Source organism: Microbacterium sp. VKM Ac-2870 (genome assembly GCF_015350795.1).
Classification (GTDB): Bacteria; Actinomycetota; Actinomycetes; order Actinomycetales; family Microbacteriaceae; genus Microbacterium.
The window spans coordinates 168,546-186,378 of the sequence record NZ_JADKSH010000006.1 but is presented as its reverse complement, the minus strand read 5'-3'; the positions used below and the strand labels follow the sequence as shown (position 1 = coordinate 186,378).

At 68.1% G+C, this 17,833-nt stretch carries 19 protein-coding genes; 12 read left to right on the top strand and 7 right to left on the bottom strand.

The window, feature by feature from the left end; all coding sequences use genetic code 11:
- Positions 1-608 precede the first annotated feature (608 nt).
- Positions 609-1,682, bottom strand: a complete 1,074-nt coding sequence (ychF, locus tag ITJ43_RS14225; protein WP_194584497.1) for a redox-regulated ATPase YchF — start codon at positions 1,680-1,682, stop codon at positions 609-611.
- Positions 1,683-1,796: 114 nt separating this feature from the next.
- On the opposite strand from ychF, the gene ITJ43_RS14220 reads away from it, so the two are divergent.
- The 3 genes from ITJ43_RS14220 to ITJ43_RS14210 all read left to right on the top strand — a co-directional run bounded on the left by ITJ43_RS14220 (position 1,797) and on the right by ITJ43_RS14210 (position 5,466).
- On the top strand, positions 1,797-2,855 hold the full coding sequence (locus ITJ43_RS14220) for an iron ABC transporter substrate-binding protein (protein ID WP_194584496.1): 1,059 nt from the start codon (positions 1,797-1,799) through the stop codon (positions 2,853-2,855).
- 68 nt (positions 2,856-2,923) lie between these two features.
- Positions 2,924-4,423 carry an iron ABC transporter permease gene (locus ITJ43_RS14215; protein ID WP_323741245.1) on the top strand — a complete coding sequence of 500 codons (1,500 nt, stop codon included), beginning with the start codon at positions 2,924-2,926 and terminating at the stop codon, positions 4,421-4,423.
- On the top strand, positions 4,420-5,466 hold the full coding sequence (locus tag ITJ43_RS14210; RefSeq protein WP_194584495.1) for an ABC transporter ATP-binding protein: 1,047 nt from the start codon (positions 4,420-4,422) through the stop codon (positions 5,464-5,466). Before ITJ43_RS14215 ends, ITJ43_RS14210 begins: the two co-directional genes overlap by 4 nt.
- Positions 5,467-5,491: 25 nt before the next feature.
- Here ITJ43_RS14210 and ITJ43_RS14205 read toward each other — a convergent pair whose 3' ends face one another.
- Positions 5,492-6,241 carry a class I SAM-dependent methyltransferase gene (locus ITJ43_RS14205; protein WP_194584494.1) on the bottom strand — a complete coding sequence of 250 codons (750 nt, stop codon included), beginning with the start codon at positions 6,239-6,241 and terminating at the stop codon, positions 5,492-5,494.
- Positions 6,242-6,391: 150 nt separating this feature from the next.
- Between ITJ43_RS14205 and ITJ43_RS14200 the strand changes: the two genes are divergently transcribed.
- The 3 genes from ITJ43_RS14200 (at position 6,392) to ITJ43_RS14190 (ending at position 8,670) form a co-directional block, all read left to right on the top strand.
- Complete coding sequence (locus ITJ43_RS14200) at positions 6,392-6,643, top strand: hypothetical protein (protein WP_194584516.1); 252 nt, start codon at positions 6,392-6,394, stop codon at positions 6,641-6,643.
- 118 nt (positions 6,644-6,761) lie between these two features.
- A complete protein-coding gene (locus ITJ43_RS14195) occupies positions 6,762-7,364 on the top strand; it encodes an exonuclease domain-containing protein (protein WP_194584493.1) in 603 nt (200 codons plus the stop codon).
- A 46-nt stretch (positions 7,365-7,410) separates the two neighbouring features.
- Positions 7,411-8,670, top strand: coding sequence for a DNA recombination protein RmuC (locus ITJ43_RS14190; RefSeq protein ID WP_194584492.1), 1,260 nt, complete (start codon positions 7,411-7,413; stop codon positions 8,668-8,670).
- Positions 8,671-8,685: 15 nt separating this feature from the next.
- Here ITJ43_RS14190 and ITJ43_RS14185 read toward each other — a convergent pair whose 3' ends face one another.
- Both ITJ43_RS14185 and glpX read right to left on the bottom strand, forming a co-directional pair.
- The gene (locus tag ITJ43_RS14185) at positions 8,686-8,874 is read right to left on the bottom strand and encodes a UDP-N-acetylmuramyl pentapeptide phosphotransferase (protein ID WP_194584491.1); all 189 of its coding nucleotides are present in this window, start codon (positions 8,872-8,874) and stop codon (positions 8,686-8,688) included.
- A gap of 125 nt (positions 8,875-8,999) precedes the next feature.
- Entirely contained in the window at positions 9,000-9,989 is a 990-nt protein-coding gene (glpX, locus tag ITJ43_RS14180; protein ID WP_194584490.1) for a class II fructose-bisphosphatase, read from the bottom strand.
- Between the two features lie 183 nt (positions 9,990-10,172).
- On the opposite strand from glpX, the gene fbaA reads away from it, so the two are divergent.
- Complete coding sequence (gene fbaA, locus ITJ43_RS14175) at positions 10,173-11,204, top strand: class II fructose-bisphosphate aldolase (protein WP_194584489.1); 1,032 nt, start codon at positions 10,173-10,175, stop codon at positions 11,202-11,204.
- A gap of 65 nt (positions 11,205-11,269) precedes the next feature.
- On the opposite strand, the gene ITJ43_RS14170 is transcribed toward fbaA, so the two are convergent.
- Genes ITJ43_RS14170 through ITJ43_RS14160 form a run of 3 tightly spaced genes read right to left on the bottom strand, consistent with a single transcriptional unit; the run spans position 11,270 to position 13,436 of the window.
- The gene (locus ITJ43_RS14170) at positions 11,270-11,839 is read right to left on the bottom strand and encodes an MOSC domain-containing protein (RefSeq protein WP_194584488.1); all 570 of its coding nucleotides are present in this window, start codon (positions 11,837-11,839) and stop codon (positions 11,270-11,272) included.
- Entirely contained in the window at positions 11,836-12,390 is a 555-nt protein-coding gene (locus tag ITJ43_RS14165) for a DUF6264 family protein (protein WP_194584487.1), read from the bottom strand. The genes ITJ43_RS14170 and ITJ43_RS14165 overlap by 4 nt, the downstream gene beginning before the upstream one ends.
- 20 nt (positions 12,391-12,410) lie before the next feature.
- On the bottom strand, positions 12,411-13,436 hold the full coding sequence (locus ITJ43_RS14160) for a 4-hydroxy-3-methylbut-2-enyl diphosphate reductase (protein ID WP_194584514.1): 1,026 nt from the start codon (positions 13,434-13,436) through the stop codon (positions 12,411-12,413).
- Between the two features lie 97 nt (positions 13,437-13,533).
- Here ITJ43_RS14160 and xseA point away from each other — a divergent pair, with 97 nt between their 5' ends.
- From xseA to ITJ43_RS14135, 5 genes are all read left to right on the top strand, one after another.
- A complete protein-coding gene (xseA, locus tag ITJ43_RS14155; RefSeq protein ID WP_194584486.1) occupies positions 13,534-14,817 on the top strand; it encodes an exodeoxyribonuclease VII large subunit in 1,284 nt (427 codons plus the stop codon).
- Between the two features lies 1 nt (position 14,818).
- A complete protein-coding gene (locus ITJ43_RS14150) occupies positions 14,819-15,049 on the top strand; it encodes an exodeoxyribonuclease VII small subunit (protein WP_194584485.1) in 231 nt (76 codons plus the stop codon).
- The gene (locus ITJ43_RS14145) at positions 15,049-15,675 is read left to right on the top strand and encodes a DUF4245 family protein (RefSeq protein ID WP_194584484.1); all 627 of its coding nucleotides are present in this window, start codon (positions 15,049-15,051) and stop codon (positions 15,673-15,675) included. Before ITJ43_RS14150 ends, ITJ43_RS14145 begins: the two co-directional genes overlap by 1 nt.
- On the top strand, positions 15,672-16,322 hold the full coding sequence (locus ITJ43_RS14140) for a carbonic anhydrase (RefSeq protein ID WP_194584483.1): 651 nt from the start codon (positions 15,672-15,674) through the stop codon (positions 16,320-16,322). The genes ITJ43_RS14145 and ITJ43_RS14140 overlap by 4 nt, the downstream gene beginning before the upstream one ends.
- 85 nt (positions 16,323-16,407) lie before the next feature.
- A complete protein-coding gene (locus ITJ43_RS14135; RefSeq protein ID WP_194584482.1) occupies positions 16,408-17,805 on the top strand; it encodes a class II fumarate hydratase in 1,398 nt (465 codons plus the stop codon).
- Positions 17,806-17,833 lie beyond the last annotated feature (28 nt).

Genomic DNA, 17,833 nt, shown 5'->3' with positions numbered 1-17,833 from the left:
GTGCACGCTGTTGAGTTCTCAAGGATCGGATGCTCCCACTGCTCGGCCTCTCAGCCTCGCCCGCAGGGCAACTTCTCTATCTTATCCCTCTCGCTTCGCTTGTCAAATCGACGCTTCGGGATCTCAGATCCGCAGTGGCGACCGACGACGGCGTTCCGCGAGGGGATTCCCATCCTAGACCAGAAGTCCTGTTCTCTCTACCGAGAGGTTTGGGTTGGGAGGCGGTTCTCCACTTGAGGGGGCGAGGCCTTCCGGCCCTTCGCTCTTCCCTGTGGGGCGAACGGGTATAAACATAGGTCGGATCAGACCATCGGGCAAATCACGCGGGCATCCCGGGCGTGTCGCCCCGTCCGCCGTGAACGAGCCCCGTCACGGCGATACTGGGTGGTGTGCGCGTGCCCCTCGGTGATGGTCCTACCTGTCCCCTGTGCGGCGACCCGTTGGGCTTCGAGGTCCTCGACGACGAGAAGTTCCTTGTGGCGTGGTCGTGCCTGTCGTGTGGGCCGATCCGCACGACCGAACCGTCGTGACCAGGTCCGTCCGCCCTATCCTCCGCGGCCGCGCGTCGCCCTCTCCCGCAGAAGCCAGCTCGACAGCGGCGAATGGGGTCAGTTGTTGAAGCGGAACTCCACGACGTCGCCGTCCTGCATGACGTAGTCCTTGCCCTCCAAGCGCGCTTTGCCTTTAGCGCGCGCCTCCGCGACGGAGCCGAGGTCGACGAGGTCGTCGAAGGAGATGACTTCCGCCTTGATGAAGCCCTTCTCGAAGTCCGTGTGGATCACGCCGGCGGCCTGCGGCGCCTTCCAGCCCTTGCCGATCGTCCACGCACGCGCCTCTTTCGGCCCGGCGGTGAGGTAGGTCTGCAGCCCGAGGGTGTCGAACCCGATGCGAGCGAGCTGGTCGAGGCCGGACTCGTCCTGGCCCGTCGACGCCAGCAACTCCGCCGCGTCTACGGGATCGAGATCAATGAGCTCCGACTCGATCTTCGCGTCGAGGAACACCGCTGTGGCCGGAGCGACGAGCGCGGCCAGCTCGGCCTTGCGTGCGGCATCCGTCAGCACGGCCTCATCCACGTTGAACACGAAGATGAAGGGCTTGGCCGTCAGCAGACCCAGTTCCTTGATGGGGTCCAGGTCCAAGGTGGATGCCGAGAGCAGCTCGCCGCGCTGCAACGCATCACGCGCGGCGACGGCCGCATCGAGCACCGAGGGGTCGAGCTTCTTACCGCGTACTTCCTTCTCGTATCGCACGATGGCGCGTTCGAGCGTCTCGAGGTCGGCCAGCTGCAACTCGGCGTTGATGGTCTCCATGTCGGATGCGGGGTCGACCCTGCCCTCGACGTGCACGACGTCACCATCGGCGAATCCGCGCACGACCTGCGCGATCGCGTCGGCTTCGCGGATGTTGGCGAGGAACTTGTTGCCGAGCCCCTCCCCCTCACTCGCACCGCGCACGATGCCGGCGATGTCGACGAAGGACACGGCGGCGGGCAGGATGCGCTCGCTGCCGAAGACTTCGGCGAGCTTCTCGAGCCGCGGATCGGGCAGGTTCACCACGCCGACGTTCGGCTCGATCGTCGCGAACGGATAGTTCGCAGCGAGCACCTGATTCTTGGTCAGCGCGTTGAACAGGGTCGACTTGCCGACGTTGGGGAGACCGACGATTCCGATGGTAAGAGCCACGGGGTCTCAGTCTACGTGGGCGGGTGCCGCTCGCCGCCGCGCCCGACCTGTGGATCAGCATGCCGAGTCAGGTGGATAAGGTTAGGGTTACCTACCCCCAGAGAGAGGGCTCTCATGCCTGTGTCCGTCCCTCGCCGCGTCACTGCGGCATCCATCCTCCTCGTCGCCGCGCTGGGTCTGTCCGCGTGTGCGGGATCCGCCGCTGCCGGTTCGTCCTCTGCGGCCGACCCGTCGAGCCTCAGCGGTACGACCATCACGGTATACAACGCCCAGCACGAAGAGCTCACGCAGGAATGGGCCGACGCCTTCACGAAGAAGACCGGCATCGAGGTGGTGCTGCGCAACGGCAGCGATTCCGAGCTCGGCAACCAGATCGTGCAGGAGGGCGCCGCTTCCCCCGCAGACGTCTTCCTTACCGAGAACTCCCCCGCGATGTCCCTCGTCGAAAGCGCGGGCCTGCTCGCTCCCGTCGCCGCCGATACGCTGGCGAACGTGCCGACGCAGTACCGTCCCGCCAGCGGCGACTGGACAGGAATCGCCGCGCGGTCGACCGTAATGGTCTACAACCCGTCGCTCATCTCGTCCGACCAGCTGCCGACGTCGATCATGGACCTGCAGAAACCGGAATGGAAGGGCCGCTGGGCAGCGTCGCCCACCGGGGCTGACTTCCAGGCGATCGTGTCGGCCGTCCTGCAGGAGAAGGGCGAAGACGCCACGGCCGCGTGGCTCAGCGCGATGAAGGAGAACGCTTCCCCGTACAAGGGCAACAGCACGGTCATGAAGGCTGTCAACGCGGGCGAGATCCCTCTCGGCGTGATCTACCACTACTACTGGTTCATCGATCAGGCCAAGACGAAGGAGAACAGCGCGAACACCAAGCTGGCCTACTTCGGCCCGCAGGACCCGGGGGCGTTCGTGAGCGTCTCAGGCGGCGGCGTGCTCGCCTCAAGCAAGAACGCGGCCGCAGCGCAGGAGTTCCTCGCCTTCATCACCGGACCCGACGGACAGCAGGTGCTCCGCGACGGCACGAGCTTCGAGTACGCGATCGGCAGCGACGTCGCTTCCAACCCGGCCCTGCCGCCGCTGAACTCACTGCAGCCGCCGGCGATCGACCCGTCGACGCTGAACAGCAAGAAGGTCACCGACCTCATGACCGCAGCGGGGCTCATCTGAGCCTCGCCACCGCCGATCGCTCCGCGATCAGCGGGCCCCCGCAGCGGCACCGCGCGCACCCCGCGCCGGTGCCGCTGCTGGCGCTTGCCCTCATCACCGCGGCGCTGCTGCTCGTTCCGGTCGGTTTCGTCGTCTGGGTCGCCGTCTCCGAAGGGTGGCCGCAGCTGAGCGCTCAGGTCTTCCGCCCTCGGGTGGGCGAACTTCTCGCCAATACTCTGGGCCTGGTCGTTCTCGCCGTCCCCCTGTGCATCGCCGTCGGCGTCGGTGCAGCGTGGACGGTGGAACGCACCGCTTTGCCCGGCCGGAAAATCTGGGCGACACTGCTCGCCGCGCCGCTGGCGATGCCCGCCTTCGTGAGCGGATACGGGTGGATCTCGGCTGTGCCTTCGCTTCAAGGACTCGCCGGCGGCCTGCTGATCGCGGTCGGCGCGTACTACCCGCTGGTCTATCTTCCGGCCCTTGCGGCCCTTCGCCGGATCGATCCGTCGCTCGAAGAGTCGGCCCGCGCACTCGGCCTCGGACCCCTCACGACCTTCTGGCGGGTGGTCGTGCCACAACTGCGGTTGGCCATTCTCGGCGGCGGACTCGTCGTCGCGTTGCACCTGCTGGCCGAGTACGGTGCCTTCGCGCTCCTGCGCTTCGACACCTTCACGACGGCGATCGTGAGCCAGTTCCAGTCCAGTTTCGCGGGGCCCGCGGCCAACGCCCTCGGCGTCGTTCTCGCGGCCGTCTGCCTCGTCCTGCTGGTCGGCGAGGCGAGCCTGCGGGGCCGCGTGCGCTACGCCCGCGTCGGACGCGGCGCCCCGCGCCCCGCCGTCCCGCACCGGCTGGGATGGGGAGCGATACCGGTGAGCGCAGCACTCACCGGCATCCTCATCCTCGCGGTCGGTGTCCCGGGCGTGAGCCTGCTGCGCTGGGCGCTGCGGCCCGAGGGATGGCAGAGCATCCATCTCCTGCCCGCGCTCAGCCAGACGCTCCTCCTGGCGGGCGGCGGCGCCCTCGCTGCCACCCTCGTGGCCCTCCCCTGCGCGTGGTTGAGCGTGCGACACCCCAGCCGTTTCACTCGCGGCATCGAGGGCGCGATGTACCTCGCAAGCAGCCTGCCCACGATCATCGTCGCGCTCGCGCTCGTCACGGTGACGCTCCGCGTCGTGCCCTGGCTGTATCAAACCCCCGCCACCGTCATCGCGGCCTACGTGATCGTCTTCCTGCCGCGCGCCTTGGTGAGCCTTCGCAGCGGGTTGGCCCAAGTGCCCCCGCGGCTGGAGGAAGCCGCACAGACCCTCGGGCGCACGCGGTTCGCGGCGACGGTCGAGGTTACAGCTCCTCTCATGGCATCGTCGTTCGGTTCGGCGTTGGCGCTGGTCGGCCTCGGCTGCGCGAACGAGTTGACGGCGACCCTGTTGCTGGCGCCCGCCGGCACACGCACGCTCGCCACCCAGTTCTGGTCGGAAACCTCGAACGCCGACTTCGTCGCCGGTGCGCCGTATGCGATCATGCTCATCGTGCTGTCGGTCCCGAGCGTTGCCCTCCTTCTGACCGACGCCCGACGCCGGAGCGATCGATGACTTCGTTGACGGTGACGGATGCGGCGGTGCGTCTCGGCGGCAACATGGTGCTCACCGGCGTGTGCGTGTCAGTGCCCGACGGTGAACGGCTCGCGGTCGTAGGCCCCTCGGGCAGCGGCAAGTCCACACTTCTCCGGGCGATCGCCGGCTTCGAGCGCATCACGGAGGGCGAGATTCGCCTAGGCGACGACATCGCCGGCACCGCAACGCGCCACGTCGCCCCGCATCGGCGGCGGGTCGGCTACGTCGCACAGGACGGCGCCCTCTTCCCGCACCTCACCGCTCGACGGAACATCGCGTTCGGCCTGCGCGGATCTGCGCGCGGCGAGCGCAACGATGCCGTCGCCGCTGCTGCGGCTCTCGCCGGTATCGAACCGCAGCTGCTCGATCGCTACCCGCACGAGATCTCCGGAGGCCAGCAGCAGCGCGTCTCGCTGGCCCGTGCACTCGCCCCGCACCCACGGGTGCTCCTGCTGGATGAGCCCTTCAGTGCGCTCGACACCGAGCTGCGCGCGCACGTGCGCGCACAGGTCGTCGAGGCGCTGGCGCGAGCGAAGGTGACGAGCGTGCTGGTGACCCACGATCCCGACGAGGCGCTCGCCTTCGGGCATTGCGTTGCCGTTCTCGACGACGGCCGGCTCCAGCAGGCCGGATCGTGTGAGGATGTGTTCTCGCGCCCCGTCTCGGCAGCCGTCGCGCGCCTCCTCGGCGAGACCGTTCTGCTCGCGGGTGCGAAGACCGTACGCGGTGGATTCCGCTGCGCGCTCGGCACGCTCCCCGTGAAAGCCGACTTCTCCGACGCGGCATCCACGGTCGTCGGCATGGTGCGTCCGACGCAGCTCCGGCTGACGACGGATGCCGCGGCAGTGACCGCTCGCGTCACCGCAATCGCCACCGTCGGCGCCACGGCCACCGCCACGGTGTCGTGCGCGGACGGCACCGCGGTCGGCGTACCGTTGCGCGCCGTCGGCGCACCACTGCCCGCCGTCGGCGACGACGTCCGCATCACGGTCGACGGCGGCGCCGTCGTCTACCCGGGCTGAGCGCTCGTTCCCGCATCCGGGCGAGTCATCCCCGGATGCTGCGGAACGCCTCTGTGCGGTACGGCAGGTCGACGACCTCGACACCGTCGTCGCCACGACGACAGGACGCGGAGAACAGCTCCTGCACCTCGACGAGGATGCGGTCTCGTTCGGCCGGCGCCGCGGTGATGATGTAGCTGCGCGAGCGCACCATGGCCAGCAGTTCGGCCCTCGTCAGTCGTCGAGACCACTGCCAGCTCTCGTGCTCAAGAGTTGCGAAAGGGGCGGCGACGGCCGGGCCCTCCCCGGCGAGCAGTTCCTCGGCGTGACTGCCCTTCATGATGGCGCCGAGACGGGCGACCCACGACGTGCTCTCGTCGCGGATGTTCCAGACGAGGCCGAGGACACCACCCGGCTTGAGGACGCGTCCGGCCTCGGCGGATGCCGCAGCCACATCAACCCAGTGCCACGCCTGACCGAAGACCATGGCGTCGAGGCTCTCGTCGGGAAGGTTCATCCGCTCGGCGCGGCCGATCAGGGTCTCGACGCCCGGGAGGGCACTGCGCAACGTCTGGAGCATCGCGGCATCCGGTTCGACGGCGATGACATCGGCACCGACATCGTGCAGCGCTGCGGTGAGCTTGCCCGTTCCCGCCCCGACGTCGGCGACCCGAGGGTGCGGGCCAGCGGGTGCGAGCAGCCAGGCCACCGCGGCATCCGGATACGTCGGCCGTCCTCGCTCGTAGTCTCCCGCAGCACTGCCGAAACTCGAGGCCATCTCGTCGCGCGTCGCCATGCTCTCGACCCTACGCCCACAGCATCATGCAACCTCGGCATCCCTAGCGTCTGAGCATCGGGCGCAACGGCTCCGCCGAGAGGAAGTGATGTCAATGACGACACTGGCCGACGCCCCCACCGCCAGCCATACCGACGCCGCACCGACGATGTGCGCCGCATCGATCTACACGCCGCCCGCGGCGACTGGCCTGTCGCCCCCAATTCGACGTCGCTCTGCGCGCCATCACCCATCCGCGGGTCGCTCGTCGACACCCGCCACGACATGATCGAGGCGTTTGACTTCTACGCCCGGGGCGCGATCGATTTCACCATGCCCGTCCAGAGCGTCGAGGACATCAACGATGAGTTCGAGCGGATGAAGAAGGGCAAGATCGACGGTCGCATCGTGCTGCGCTGCTGAGACGACGGCACACAGAACAGCGGGGGGCGATCACAGCAAGGTCGCTCCCCCGCTCCTGCGTGCGCGTGCACCGGCGCGCCTGCCGCGCGCGTGCGGACCTCGCGGGAAGAGTGGGGCCGTGGCCCTGGACTTCACCGCAATCGACTTCGAGACGGCCAACTCCTCCAGCGCGTCGGCCTGCGCCGTCGGGTTGACGAAGGTGCGGGCGGGACACGTCGTCGAAAGTTCCGGCTGGCTCATCAAGCCGCCGCCCGGGCACGACCGGTTCTTCGAACTGAACATCGGCATCCATGGCATCCGACCCGATGACGTCATCGACGCCGCGGACTGGGTGACGCAGCTGCCCGATCTCGCAGCGTTCGTCGGCGATGACGTGGTGGTGGCGCACAACGCCGGGTTCGACATGAGCGTGCTGCGCCGCGCATGCGAGGTCACGGATGCCGAGTGCCCACCCTTTCGCTACATCTGCAGCCTCCAGACGGCCCGCAAGACGTACGAGCTGCCCTCCTACCGCCTGCCGTTCGTGGCCGCGGCCGCCGGCTTTCTCGATTTCGCCCACCATGACGCGTCCGCGGATGCCCTCGCATGCGCCCACATCATGATCGACGCCGCCCAGCGTGCCGGCGCACAGGATGTCGTGGAGATGGCGATGCTGCTCGGCCTGCGCGTTCCCCAACTCGCCCCCGCACGTCGCGTCGTCGCGGTCGTTCCGGCGGCCTGACGGAGCGGCGCACAGCGATGTCGGACGTGTCCGGCACGCTGATCACATGGATGCCGTCATCGTCATTGTCATCGCGCTGGTGTGTCTTCTCGCGGGCCTTGCCGCGGGCTGGCTCGGCGGGAGCATGCGGGCCGCGGAGCGCGGCGCGCGCGAGGCTGCCGCGCTCAGCGCGCGCGTCGGCGGGGCGGAAGCCTCGGCCCGCTCGCTCGCGGAGCAGCTCGAACAACAGCGGATGCTCGCCCGCGAGCTGAGCGCGCAGGTGCGCTCGGACCAGAACGCGCAACAGGAGCGCGAGCGACGCGAACAGCTCGTCCTGCGCGCTCTGGCCCCGGTGCAGGAGTCGCTGCAGGCGATGCAGCAAAAGGTGACAGACCTCGAGCGCGACCGCCAGACGCAGTACGGCTCTCTCGCCGAGCAGTTGCGCCTCGCGCAGGCTTCCGACGAGGCGTTGCGCGCGACCACCGAATCACTGGCCGGCGCCCTGCGCTCCAACGCCACGCGCGGCGTCTGGGGTGAGACGCAGCTGCGTCGCGTCGTCGAGTCGGCCGGGCTCACTCGGTACGTCGACTTCGAACTGCAGTCGTCCGTGACTTCGCACTCCGGTGAGGGCCGCCCCGACATGGTCGTTCGCCTGCCCGGGGGTAAGTCGCTCGCCGTCGACGCGAAAGTCCCCCTCGACGCGTACCTGGAAGCGTCCGCGATTGCCGTCACCGCACAGGGCGAAGACGGCGCGCGGCGCAGCCAACTCCTCCAACGTCATGTGAAGGCAGTACGCGCGCATGTCGACGCACTCGCCAAGAAGGCCTACTGGAGCGGCTTGGACTCAAGCCCCGAGTTCGTCGTGTGCTTCCTCCCGAACGAGGCTCTGCTGGCGACGGCACTCGACGAAGACCCCACGCTCCTGGACTATGCCTTCGGCAAGCGCGTCGCGCTGGCATCCCCCGTCAACCTCTGGGCAGTACTGAAGACGGTCGCCTACACCTGGACGCAGCAGGATGTCTCCACCGAGGCGCGGCGGCTCTTCGACCTCGGCACCGAGCTGTATCAGCGCCTGGGAAGCATGGCCGGCCACGCCGAGGAACTGCGCCGAGCGATCGAGCGCACCGTCGACAGCTACAACCGCTTCGCGGGTTCTCTCGAGACGCGCGTGCTGGTGACGGCACGAAAGTTCCCCGGAATCGACGAGACGAAGCTCGAGGCGGTCGCCGCACCGGAGCTCATCGAGAAGACGCCGCGCCGACTCGTTTCCCCTGAACTCACCGAAGGGCTATCGGCAGACGTGGGAGAACTGCGAGACCGCCTGTGAACGCGGCAGCGACGCTCAGGCGGGGAACAGGTTCAGCAATCCGACCACAGCGACCGAGACGCCCACGAAAGCGCCGATCATCCACCATGCGCTGACCTGGTGCCCCTCCGGCATCCGCCGTCTCAGCAGAACATCGGGACGACGCGCGGGGTCTGCAGTGACGCTGACCTGCCCCGTTCTGGGACTGCTCGATGCTGCGGACATGTGACCCCCGGACTACGTGGACGACGTGTGTGTCGCCGGTGACACCGCTCCACATTCTGCCAGAGCCCACCTGATCCTGTCCTGCACGCGCCGCGCGTCGCGACCGAGTTGTGACTATCCGGCGATCAGAGCCATTTCGACGTGAGGTGCTCCGACGAGATGCGACGAAGGGTTCCGGAGGCTCCCCGCAGCACGACGCTCTCCGTGTAGACGAAGTCACCGTCGCGCCGGACCCCGGCCACGAGCTCGCCGTTGGTGACTCCCGTCGCAACGAAGATCGTGTTGCGCCCCTTCACCAGTTCGTCGGCCTCGTAAACGTAGTCGTCGAGCTTCAGTCCGGCGTCGATGCCGCGCTGCTTCTCGTCGTCGTCGCGCGCCCAGAGTCGTCCTTGAATGTGCCCGCCGAGCGCTTTGATGGCGCAGGCCGTCGCGACACCCTCCGGGCTTCCGCCGATACCGATGCACATATCGGTGCGGGCGTTGTGGCGCGCGGCGTTGATGCCGCCGGCGACATCGCCGTCGCTCATCAGCCGCGTCCCCGCACCGGCCGCACGGATCTCTTCGATGAGTCGCGCGTGTCGCGGCCGATTGAGAACCGACACGACGAGTTCATCAATGGGCTTGTCGAGGGCCTTTGCCAGGCGTCGGATGTTCTCGGCGACGGGAAGGCGGATGTCGACGACACCGACCCCCGCCGGCCCCGTCACGATCTTGTCCATGTAGAAGACGCTCGACGCGTCGAGCATGGAGCCCCGGTCCGACACGGCCAGCACGGAGAGCGCATTGTTGCGGCCCTCGGCCGTCAGGGTGGTGCCATCGATCGGGTCGACGGCCACATCGCACTGCGGGCCTCGACCGGTGCCGACATGTTCTCCATTGAAGAGCATGGGCGCGTTGTCCTTCTCCCCCTCCCCGATGACGATGACACCGTCGAAGTCGACCGTGTTGAGGAATGCGCGCATGGCGTCCACCGCCGCGCCGTCAGCCTTCTCCTTCTGGCCTCGTCCGATAAAGGGCACCGATCGGATGGCCGCCGCCTCCGTCGCGCGCACCAGCTCCATCGCGAGGTTGCGGTCGGGGTGCAAAGGGCTCATATCCGCGGTCAAACTCACCATGTCGCAAGCCTAGAGCGGCGCGCGCGAAGCCCGGGGAGATTTCGGTGACGGTCTCGTGAAGGAATCGGGCTTCTTTCGCTCCGCACAAACGGGCCCGCCCCTTTTGCCCGGTCGCAGCCACACAGACCTGCTCGCCGCTTCGATAGGCTGACACAGGAATCCCCGCAGAACTGAGGAGCAGAAATGCCAGTCGCCACCCCTGAGCAGTACGCCGAGATGCTGGACCGCGCGAAGGCCGGTGGATATGCGTTCCCCGCGATCAACGCCGCGAGCTCGCAGTCGATCAATGCCGTCCTGCAGGGCCTCACCGAAGCCGGATCCGATGGGATCATCCAGGTCACCACGGGTGGCGCCGACTACTTCGCCGGCCACACGGTCAAGGGCCGCGCCACAGGCGCGCTCGCCTTCGCGAAGTTCGCCACCGAGGTCGCCAAGAACTACCCGATCACGGTTGCGCTGCACACCGACCACTGCCCCAAACCGGCACTGCAGGACTTCGTGCTGCCGCTGATCGCGGCATCCGAGGAAGAGGTCCGCGCAGGTCGCAACCCGATCTTCCAGTCGCACATGTGGGACGGCTCGGCCGTCCCGCTCGATGAGAACATCGAGATCGCGAAGGAACTCCTGCCCCGCATGAAGAACATCAACGCGATCCTCGAGGTCGAGATCGGTGTCGTCGGCGGCGAAGAAGACGGCGTCAAGCACGAGGGCTCGAATGAGGCGCTCTACACGACCACCGCCGACGTCTCGAAGTTCGTCGAGGCGCTCGGCCTCGGCGAGAACGGCCGGTACATCGCCGCGCTTACCTTCGGCAACGTCCACGGCGTCTACAAGCCGGGCAACGTCAAGCTGCGCCCTGAGCTGCTCGGTGAGATCCAGGCCGGCATCGCCGAGAGGTTCGGCACGGGCGTCAAGCCGCTCGACCTCGTCTTCCATGGTGGCAGCGGCTCGACCCCCGAGGAGATCGCCACCGCGGTCGCCAACGGCGTCGTCAAGATGAACATCGACACCGACACGCAGTACGCCTTCACCCGTTCGGTCGCCGGCTTCATGTTCAGCAACTACGACGGCGTCCTGAAGGTCGACGGCGAGGTGGGCAACAAGAAGGCTTACGACCCGCGTGCCTGGGGCAAGGTGGCTGAGTCGGCGATGGCCGCTCGCGTCGTCGAAGCAACGCAGCAGCTGGGCTCGGCGGGACGCTCGATCAGCATCTGAGCGCACCAACGAACAGCGCCCCGGAGCCGTTCGGTTCCGGGGCGCTGTGCGTTGGTGCTGTCGTCTCAGGCGGGATCCACGTATGCGTCCAGCAGCCCGGGCGCACCCTCCGGCACGTGGATCACGGAAATGGAATCGCCCGCACGGACCGACCCGGTCCGGACGACTCGCAAGTACGGACCGAGGCGACGCTCGCTCGAGAAGCGGCGCACCCAGCCACGCTCCGCCGAACGATCGACGGTGCGCACCCAGCGCGCAAACGTCTGGCAGGGCGTCCGCGGCATGGTGACCTCCACGACCGCCGTCTCTCCGATTCGCCAGCGCTCACCGATCCGCGACCGGTTGACGTCGAGGCCGTCCACGCGCAGGTTCTCGCCGAACCATCCCGCGGGCAACGGCGCACCCAATTGTGCGGACCAGAAGTCGGCGTCGTGCTGTGCATACGCATAGAGCGCTTTGTCGAGGCCGCCGTGGTGCTTTCGATTCGCCTGGACGTCGGCGTAGGCGCCGTAGCGTCCGAGCCGCACGGGACCCTCGACCGCCGTCTTGTCGATCGCCGTCACGCCGAGCGATCCGGCATCCGGTCGGAGGGCCCGCACGACGCAGACGGCGAGAAGGACGCCGGTGTCACTCATCGCGCGAAGTGACTCACGATCGCAGGGTCGCCCAGGAGGGGGACCGTGAGGCACACCGTGGCGACGATGAACGTAACGATGGCGCCCACGAGAGGAATCCACCATGACAGCCGCCGTGCCCGGACGGACAGCCAGGACAGCACGGCGGTCAGCAGCCAGCCGCCGATGAACACGAGCGCGGCGACACGACCCCACAGATCGCCCTGCGCCGTGTTGGTGAAGGTCGCGTCGATACCGGCGACCCGCATCCAGGTCTGCGCAAAACCGGTGAAATCCCAGAGCTGCGGAACAGCGCTCAGCACCGTCACGAGGCCGTAGACGAGCAGAGCGAAGGTGATGACGCGATCCGCGGTGCGGGTCGGGCGCGCGGCCGCCGTCGTGGCGGGCACTGTCGGCGGTGGCATATGCGAGGGCGCCGTGTGCGGCAGCACGGGGTGAGGGTGCGGCGCCCCGGCGGAAGGGCTCTGGATGCGCGCGCGCTGCTCCTCCGGCGTGGCGTACTCGCCGTACTGCGGACGGGGGCGCGGTGCCTCGGCGCTCTGCTCGGGCATCCCAGGTGCGTGCGGGTCGCTCACGAGCGCGCCCGCCCGCCCAACGCGCGGTCGTCGCGTCGCCCGCTCGAGTCCTGACGCAATTCCTTGGGCAGCGAGAACATGAGGTCCTCCTCTGCGGTGCGCACCTGCTCGACATCCGCATACCCGGCGCCGGCGAGGTCGGCGAGCACTTCCTGGACGAGCACCTCGGGCACCGAAGCGCCGCTGGTCACACCCACTGTCTCGACGCCGTCCAGCCACGCCTGCTGGATCTCGTGGGCATAGTCGACCCGGTAGGCAGCCTTGGCCCCGTACTCCAGCGCCACTTCGACGAGGCGCACCGAGTTCGACGAGTTCGACGAGCCCACCACGATGACGAGGTCGGCATCCTTGGCGACCTTCTTGATCGCCACCTGTCGGTTCTGCGTGGCGTAGCAGATGTCGTCGGACGGCGGATCCTGCAGCTGCGGGAATCGCTCGCGCAACCGCCGCACGGTCTCCATCGTCTCGTCGACGGAGAGCGTCGTCTGCGACAGCCAGACCACCTTCGACGGATCTTTCACCACGACGCGGTCGGCCTCGAGCGGCGAGTTGACGACCGTCACGTGGTCGGGAGCTTCGCCTGCCGTACCCTCGACCTCTTCGTGCCCCTCGTGGCCGATGAGGAGGATCTCGAAGTCGTCGCGGGCGAATCGGACCGCTTCGCGGTGCACCTTCGTCACGAGCGGGCACGTCGCGTCGATGGCCTGCAGCCCTCGGTCGGATGCCGCGTCCACAACCGCCGGCGAGACGCCGTGGGCGCTGAAGACGACGTGCGATCCTTCGGGCACCTCGTCGACTTCTTCGACGAAGATCGCCCCCTTGGTCTCGAGCTCGGTGACGACGTGGATGTTGTGCACGATCTGCTTGCGCACATACACCGGCGCGCCATAGCGCTCCAGCGCCTTCTCGACAGCGATGACCGCACGGTCGACACCGGCGCAGTACCCGCGGGGCGACGCCAGCAGAACCTTCTTGTGTCCGCGGACCGGGTTATCCTGAAGCCGTCCGCGCGGGCCTGGGATATGGGGCGTCGGTAGACGGACGGCAGTGCTGCTCACCCCTCGATTCTAGGGAGAGCGGGCTGAGTGAGGGCCGCATGCGCGCGGCGGAAAGGTCACGATGGCTTCGTTCGCGTCTGCGCCCGGCGAAAATACGCCCCCGGATGCGGTCGCGCCCCGCGATTCGCGCCCGGATGCGCCGACATCGGTGTCGCGCCTGAACGAGACGATCCGCGGCTTCGTGTCGACCTGGGGCTCGGTGTGGGTCGAGGGCGAGATCACCGCGTGGAACCTGCGGGGCGGCCACGTGTTCGGGCGCCTCAAGGATGCCGGCGGCGACGCCATGATCTCCTTCCGCCTGTGGTCGTCGACGCTGCAGCGCCTGCCTGACGATCTCAAGGTGGGCGACCTCGTCGTCGCCTGCGTGAAGAGCGACTTCTTCGTCAAGACCGGCGACTTCACATTCACGGTCTCCGCGATGCGCCACACCGGCCTCGGCGATCAACTCGAACGTCTCGAGCGGCTGCGGGCGACGCTGCGTGCCGAGGGACTGTTCGATCCGGAACGCAAGAAGCGCATCCCCTTCCTCCCCCACGTCGTGGGCCTCATCACCGGAGAACGCAGCGACGCCGAGAAGGACGTGCTCCGAAACGCCGAACTGCGCTGGCCCGACGTGCGATTTCGCACCGTCCACGCCGCGGTTCAGGGTGATCGTTGCGTTCCCGAGACGATCGCGGCGTTGAATGCCCTCGACGCCGACTCCGAGGTCGACGTGATCGTCATCGCGCGCGGCGGAGGTGACCCTCAGACGCTGCTCGGTTTCAGCGATGAGAGACTCGTCCGCGCGGTGGCCGCGGCATCCACCCCCGTCGTCTCTGCCATCGGGCACGAGAACGACCACCCGCTCCTGGATGACGTCGCGGATCTCCGGGCTTCGACGCCGACCGATGCGGCCAAGAAGGTCGTTCCCGACGTATCGGAACAACGAGCGCTGGTGCAGCAGCTGCGGTCGCGCGCGCGCACTCGACTCACCCAGCGCATCTCGCACGACATCGCTCAGTTGGAGCAGCTGCGCTCACGCCCTGTTCTGCGCTCCCCCGAATCGCTGTTGACCCCCCGCTCCCACGAGCTGTGGACGTTGGTGTCGCGCGGTCGAGACATCGTCACCCGGGGATTCGATGCGGCGGAACGGACGACCGTGCAGCTGCGTGCCTCGCTCCGAGCGCTCTCACCGGGAGCGACCCTCGCACGCGGCTACGCCATCGCCCATCTGGACGGTGGGGTGATCGTCCGCGACGCCGCACAGGCCCCCGCCGGGACCGACGTCACGATCACCGTGGCCGACGGTTCATTCGCGGCGCGCTCCGGGGGGCGCGTCGCGGAGGATGCCGGCGGCCCGTCCTAGAATGGACGCCATGACCAGCGACACGGCCGCCGACGTCGCCGATCTCTCGTTCGAGCAGGCACGCGACGAGCTCGTGCGCGTCGTCGCCGAGCTCGAGCAGGGATCACCCACGCTCGAGCACTCTCTGGCCTTGTGGACACGCGGTGAAGCGCTGGCGGCCCGCTGTGAAGAGTGGTTGCGGGGAGCCAAGCGGTTGCTCGACGCGGCCCGTCCTGCGGACGCGGAGTCCTGATGGCCACCGGTCCTCGTATCGTCGCCGAGCTCGGTCGTCCGGAGACCGCGGAGGAGACCGCCGATCGCAAGGCGGCTGCGTCGCGCGCCTACCGCCAGAGCAAGACCTTCCGAAACCTGGTCGCGGCGCTTCTGGTGACGATGGCGGTCGTGGCCGTCGTCTACTTCGGGGTGCCCCGCGGCTCCCTCCCCGAACCGGAAGAAGCCGACGTCGCGGCGGCGGCGCAGAGCGCGTCCGCCTCCCTCGGACGGACGTTGCTCGTTCCTTCGGTCCCTTCGGATTGGCGCGCCAACTCCGCGCGCCTCGAGGGCTCGATGTGGCGCGTCATCTACGCGCCGCCGAGCGGCTATGTGCGCGTGGCTCAGGGAATCGACGCCGACGCAACGTGGCCCGCCAAGGTGCTCGGCGGATTCGCCCCCACCGGCAGCGTCACGATCGACAGCATCGTCTGGGACGAGTACACGATCCCCGCGGCGGCACGCACCGACACCGTCTCCTACGCGATCTCGACGAAAGCCGGCCCCGACACCGTGCTCATCTATGGAGCGACCGACGCGGCGACGGCGGCCGTCGCCGCCACCGGAGTGACCTCTCAGATCCTGACTCTGCGCGAGGAGAAACAATGAGCGTGACCCCACGACCGACTCCGACCACCGTCTGGGCCGAGATGCGGGAGGGCAACGAACGCTTCGTCACCGGTCAGCCCCGGCATCCCCGTCAGGATGTCGAGCACCGGAACGAACTGGCGAACGCGCAAACGCCACGCGCGGCACTGTTCGGCTGCGCAGACTCGCGTCTGGCCGCCGAGATCATCTTCGATCAAGGCCTCGGAGATCTTTTCGTCGTGCGCAACGCCGGTCAGATCGCCTCAGACTCGGCGATCGCGAGCCTCGAGTACGCGGTCGCCGCCCTCGATGTCTCGCTGATCATCGTCCTCGCGCACGACGCCTGTGGCGCGGTCCGCGCCGCCATCGACTCGACCGCGCTCGGTTCTCCCGAACTTCCGCCCCACATCTGGCGACTCATCTCCCGCATCGTGCCCGCCGCCCGCGCGGTCCTGCGTGACGCCGGCGGCGACGTCGATCCGCGAACGCTCGACGCCGAGGAGGTCGGCCGCGAGCACCTCAAGAACACGGTCGACGACATCCTCGCCTCCTCCCGACTCATCTCCGATGCGGTGGCCGATGGCCGCCTGGGCATTGTCGGAGCGAACTATCGACTGATCGAAGGCACGGCCGTCCCCCACGTCGCGGTCGGGCTCGACCAGCCCTGAGCACCACCGCCCGCGCACCGGCGTCCGGCCGGCCGACGGGGCGGAGCACAACAGAACACGCACAGGAAACGAGGATGTGACCGCAATGACCGACACCACCGAGTACCGCATCGAGCACGACACCATGGGCGAGGTGCGCGTTCCGAAAGACGCACTGTACGCCGCGCAGACACAGCGCGCCGTGGAGAACTTCCCCATCTCCGGGACCGGGCTCGAGTCGACGCAGATCGCGGCGCTCGCGCGCATCAAGAAGGCCGCTGCACTCGCCAACAAGGAGCTCGGCACCCTCGACGGCGCCATTGCCGACGCGATCGCCGCCGCCGCCGACGACGTGATCTCCGGCCGCTACGACGCACACTTCCCCGTCGACACCTACCAGACCGGGTCGGGCACGTCGTCGAACATGAACATGAACGAGGTGCTCGCCTCTCTCGCGACGCGGAAGCTCGGCGCCACGGTGCACCCGAACGACCACGTCAATGCGTCGCAGTCCTCCAACGACGTGTTCCCGACGTCGGTGCACATCGCCGTCACGCAGGCGCTCATCGATGACCTGATCCCGGCGTTGGACCACCTCGCTGTGGCGCTCGAGGCCAAGGCGGTGCTCTGGAAGGATGCCGTCAAGTCCGGCCGCACGCACCTCATGGATGCCACACCGGTGACTCTCGGGCAGGAGTTCGGCGGCTACGCGCGCCAGATCCGCCTGGGCATCGAGCGGGTACGGGCCGTCCTGCCCCGCGTGGGTGAGGTGCCGCTGGGCGGCACAGCCGTCGGTACAGGCATCAACACTCCGCAGGGCTTCCCCCAGAAGGTGATCGCGCTGTTAGCCGCAGAGACCGAGCTGCCCATCACCGAGGCGAAGGACCACTTCGAGGCCCAGGCCAACCGCGACGGCCTCGTCGAAGCCTCGGGTGCGTTGCGCACCATCGCGGTGTCGCTCACCAAGATCAACAACGACCTGCGATGGATGGGCTCCGGACCCAACACCGGTCTCGGCGAGCTGCACATCCCCGATCTTCAGCCGGGCTCGTCGATCATGCCCGGCAAGGTGAACCCCGTGGTTCCCGAAGCGACCCTGATGGTGTGCGCCCGTGTGATCGGAAACGATGCCACCGTGGCGTGGGCGGGCGCGTCGGGCTCGTTCGAGCTCAACGTCGCGATCCCCGTCATGGGCACCGCGCTGCTGGAGTCGATCCGCCTGCTCTCCAACGCCATGCGAGTCCTCGCCGACAAGACGGTGGATGGGCTGCAGGCCAACCTCGAGCGAGCCGCCGCCTTCGCCGGCATGTCCCCGTCGATCGTGACACCCCTCAACAAGCTGATCGGGTACGAAGCGGCAGCCAAGATCGCCAAGCACGCCGTCGCCCAGGGCATCACCGTCCGCGAGGCCGTCATCGAACTGGGATACGTCGAACGCGGCGAGCTGACCGAGCAGCAGCTCGATGAGAAGCTCGACCTGCTTTCCATGACACACCCGGGCTGATCGCACGACGACGCATCCGGGTCGATAA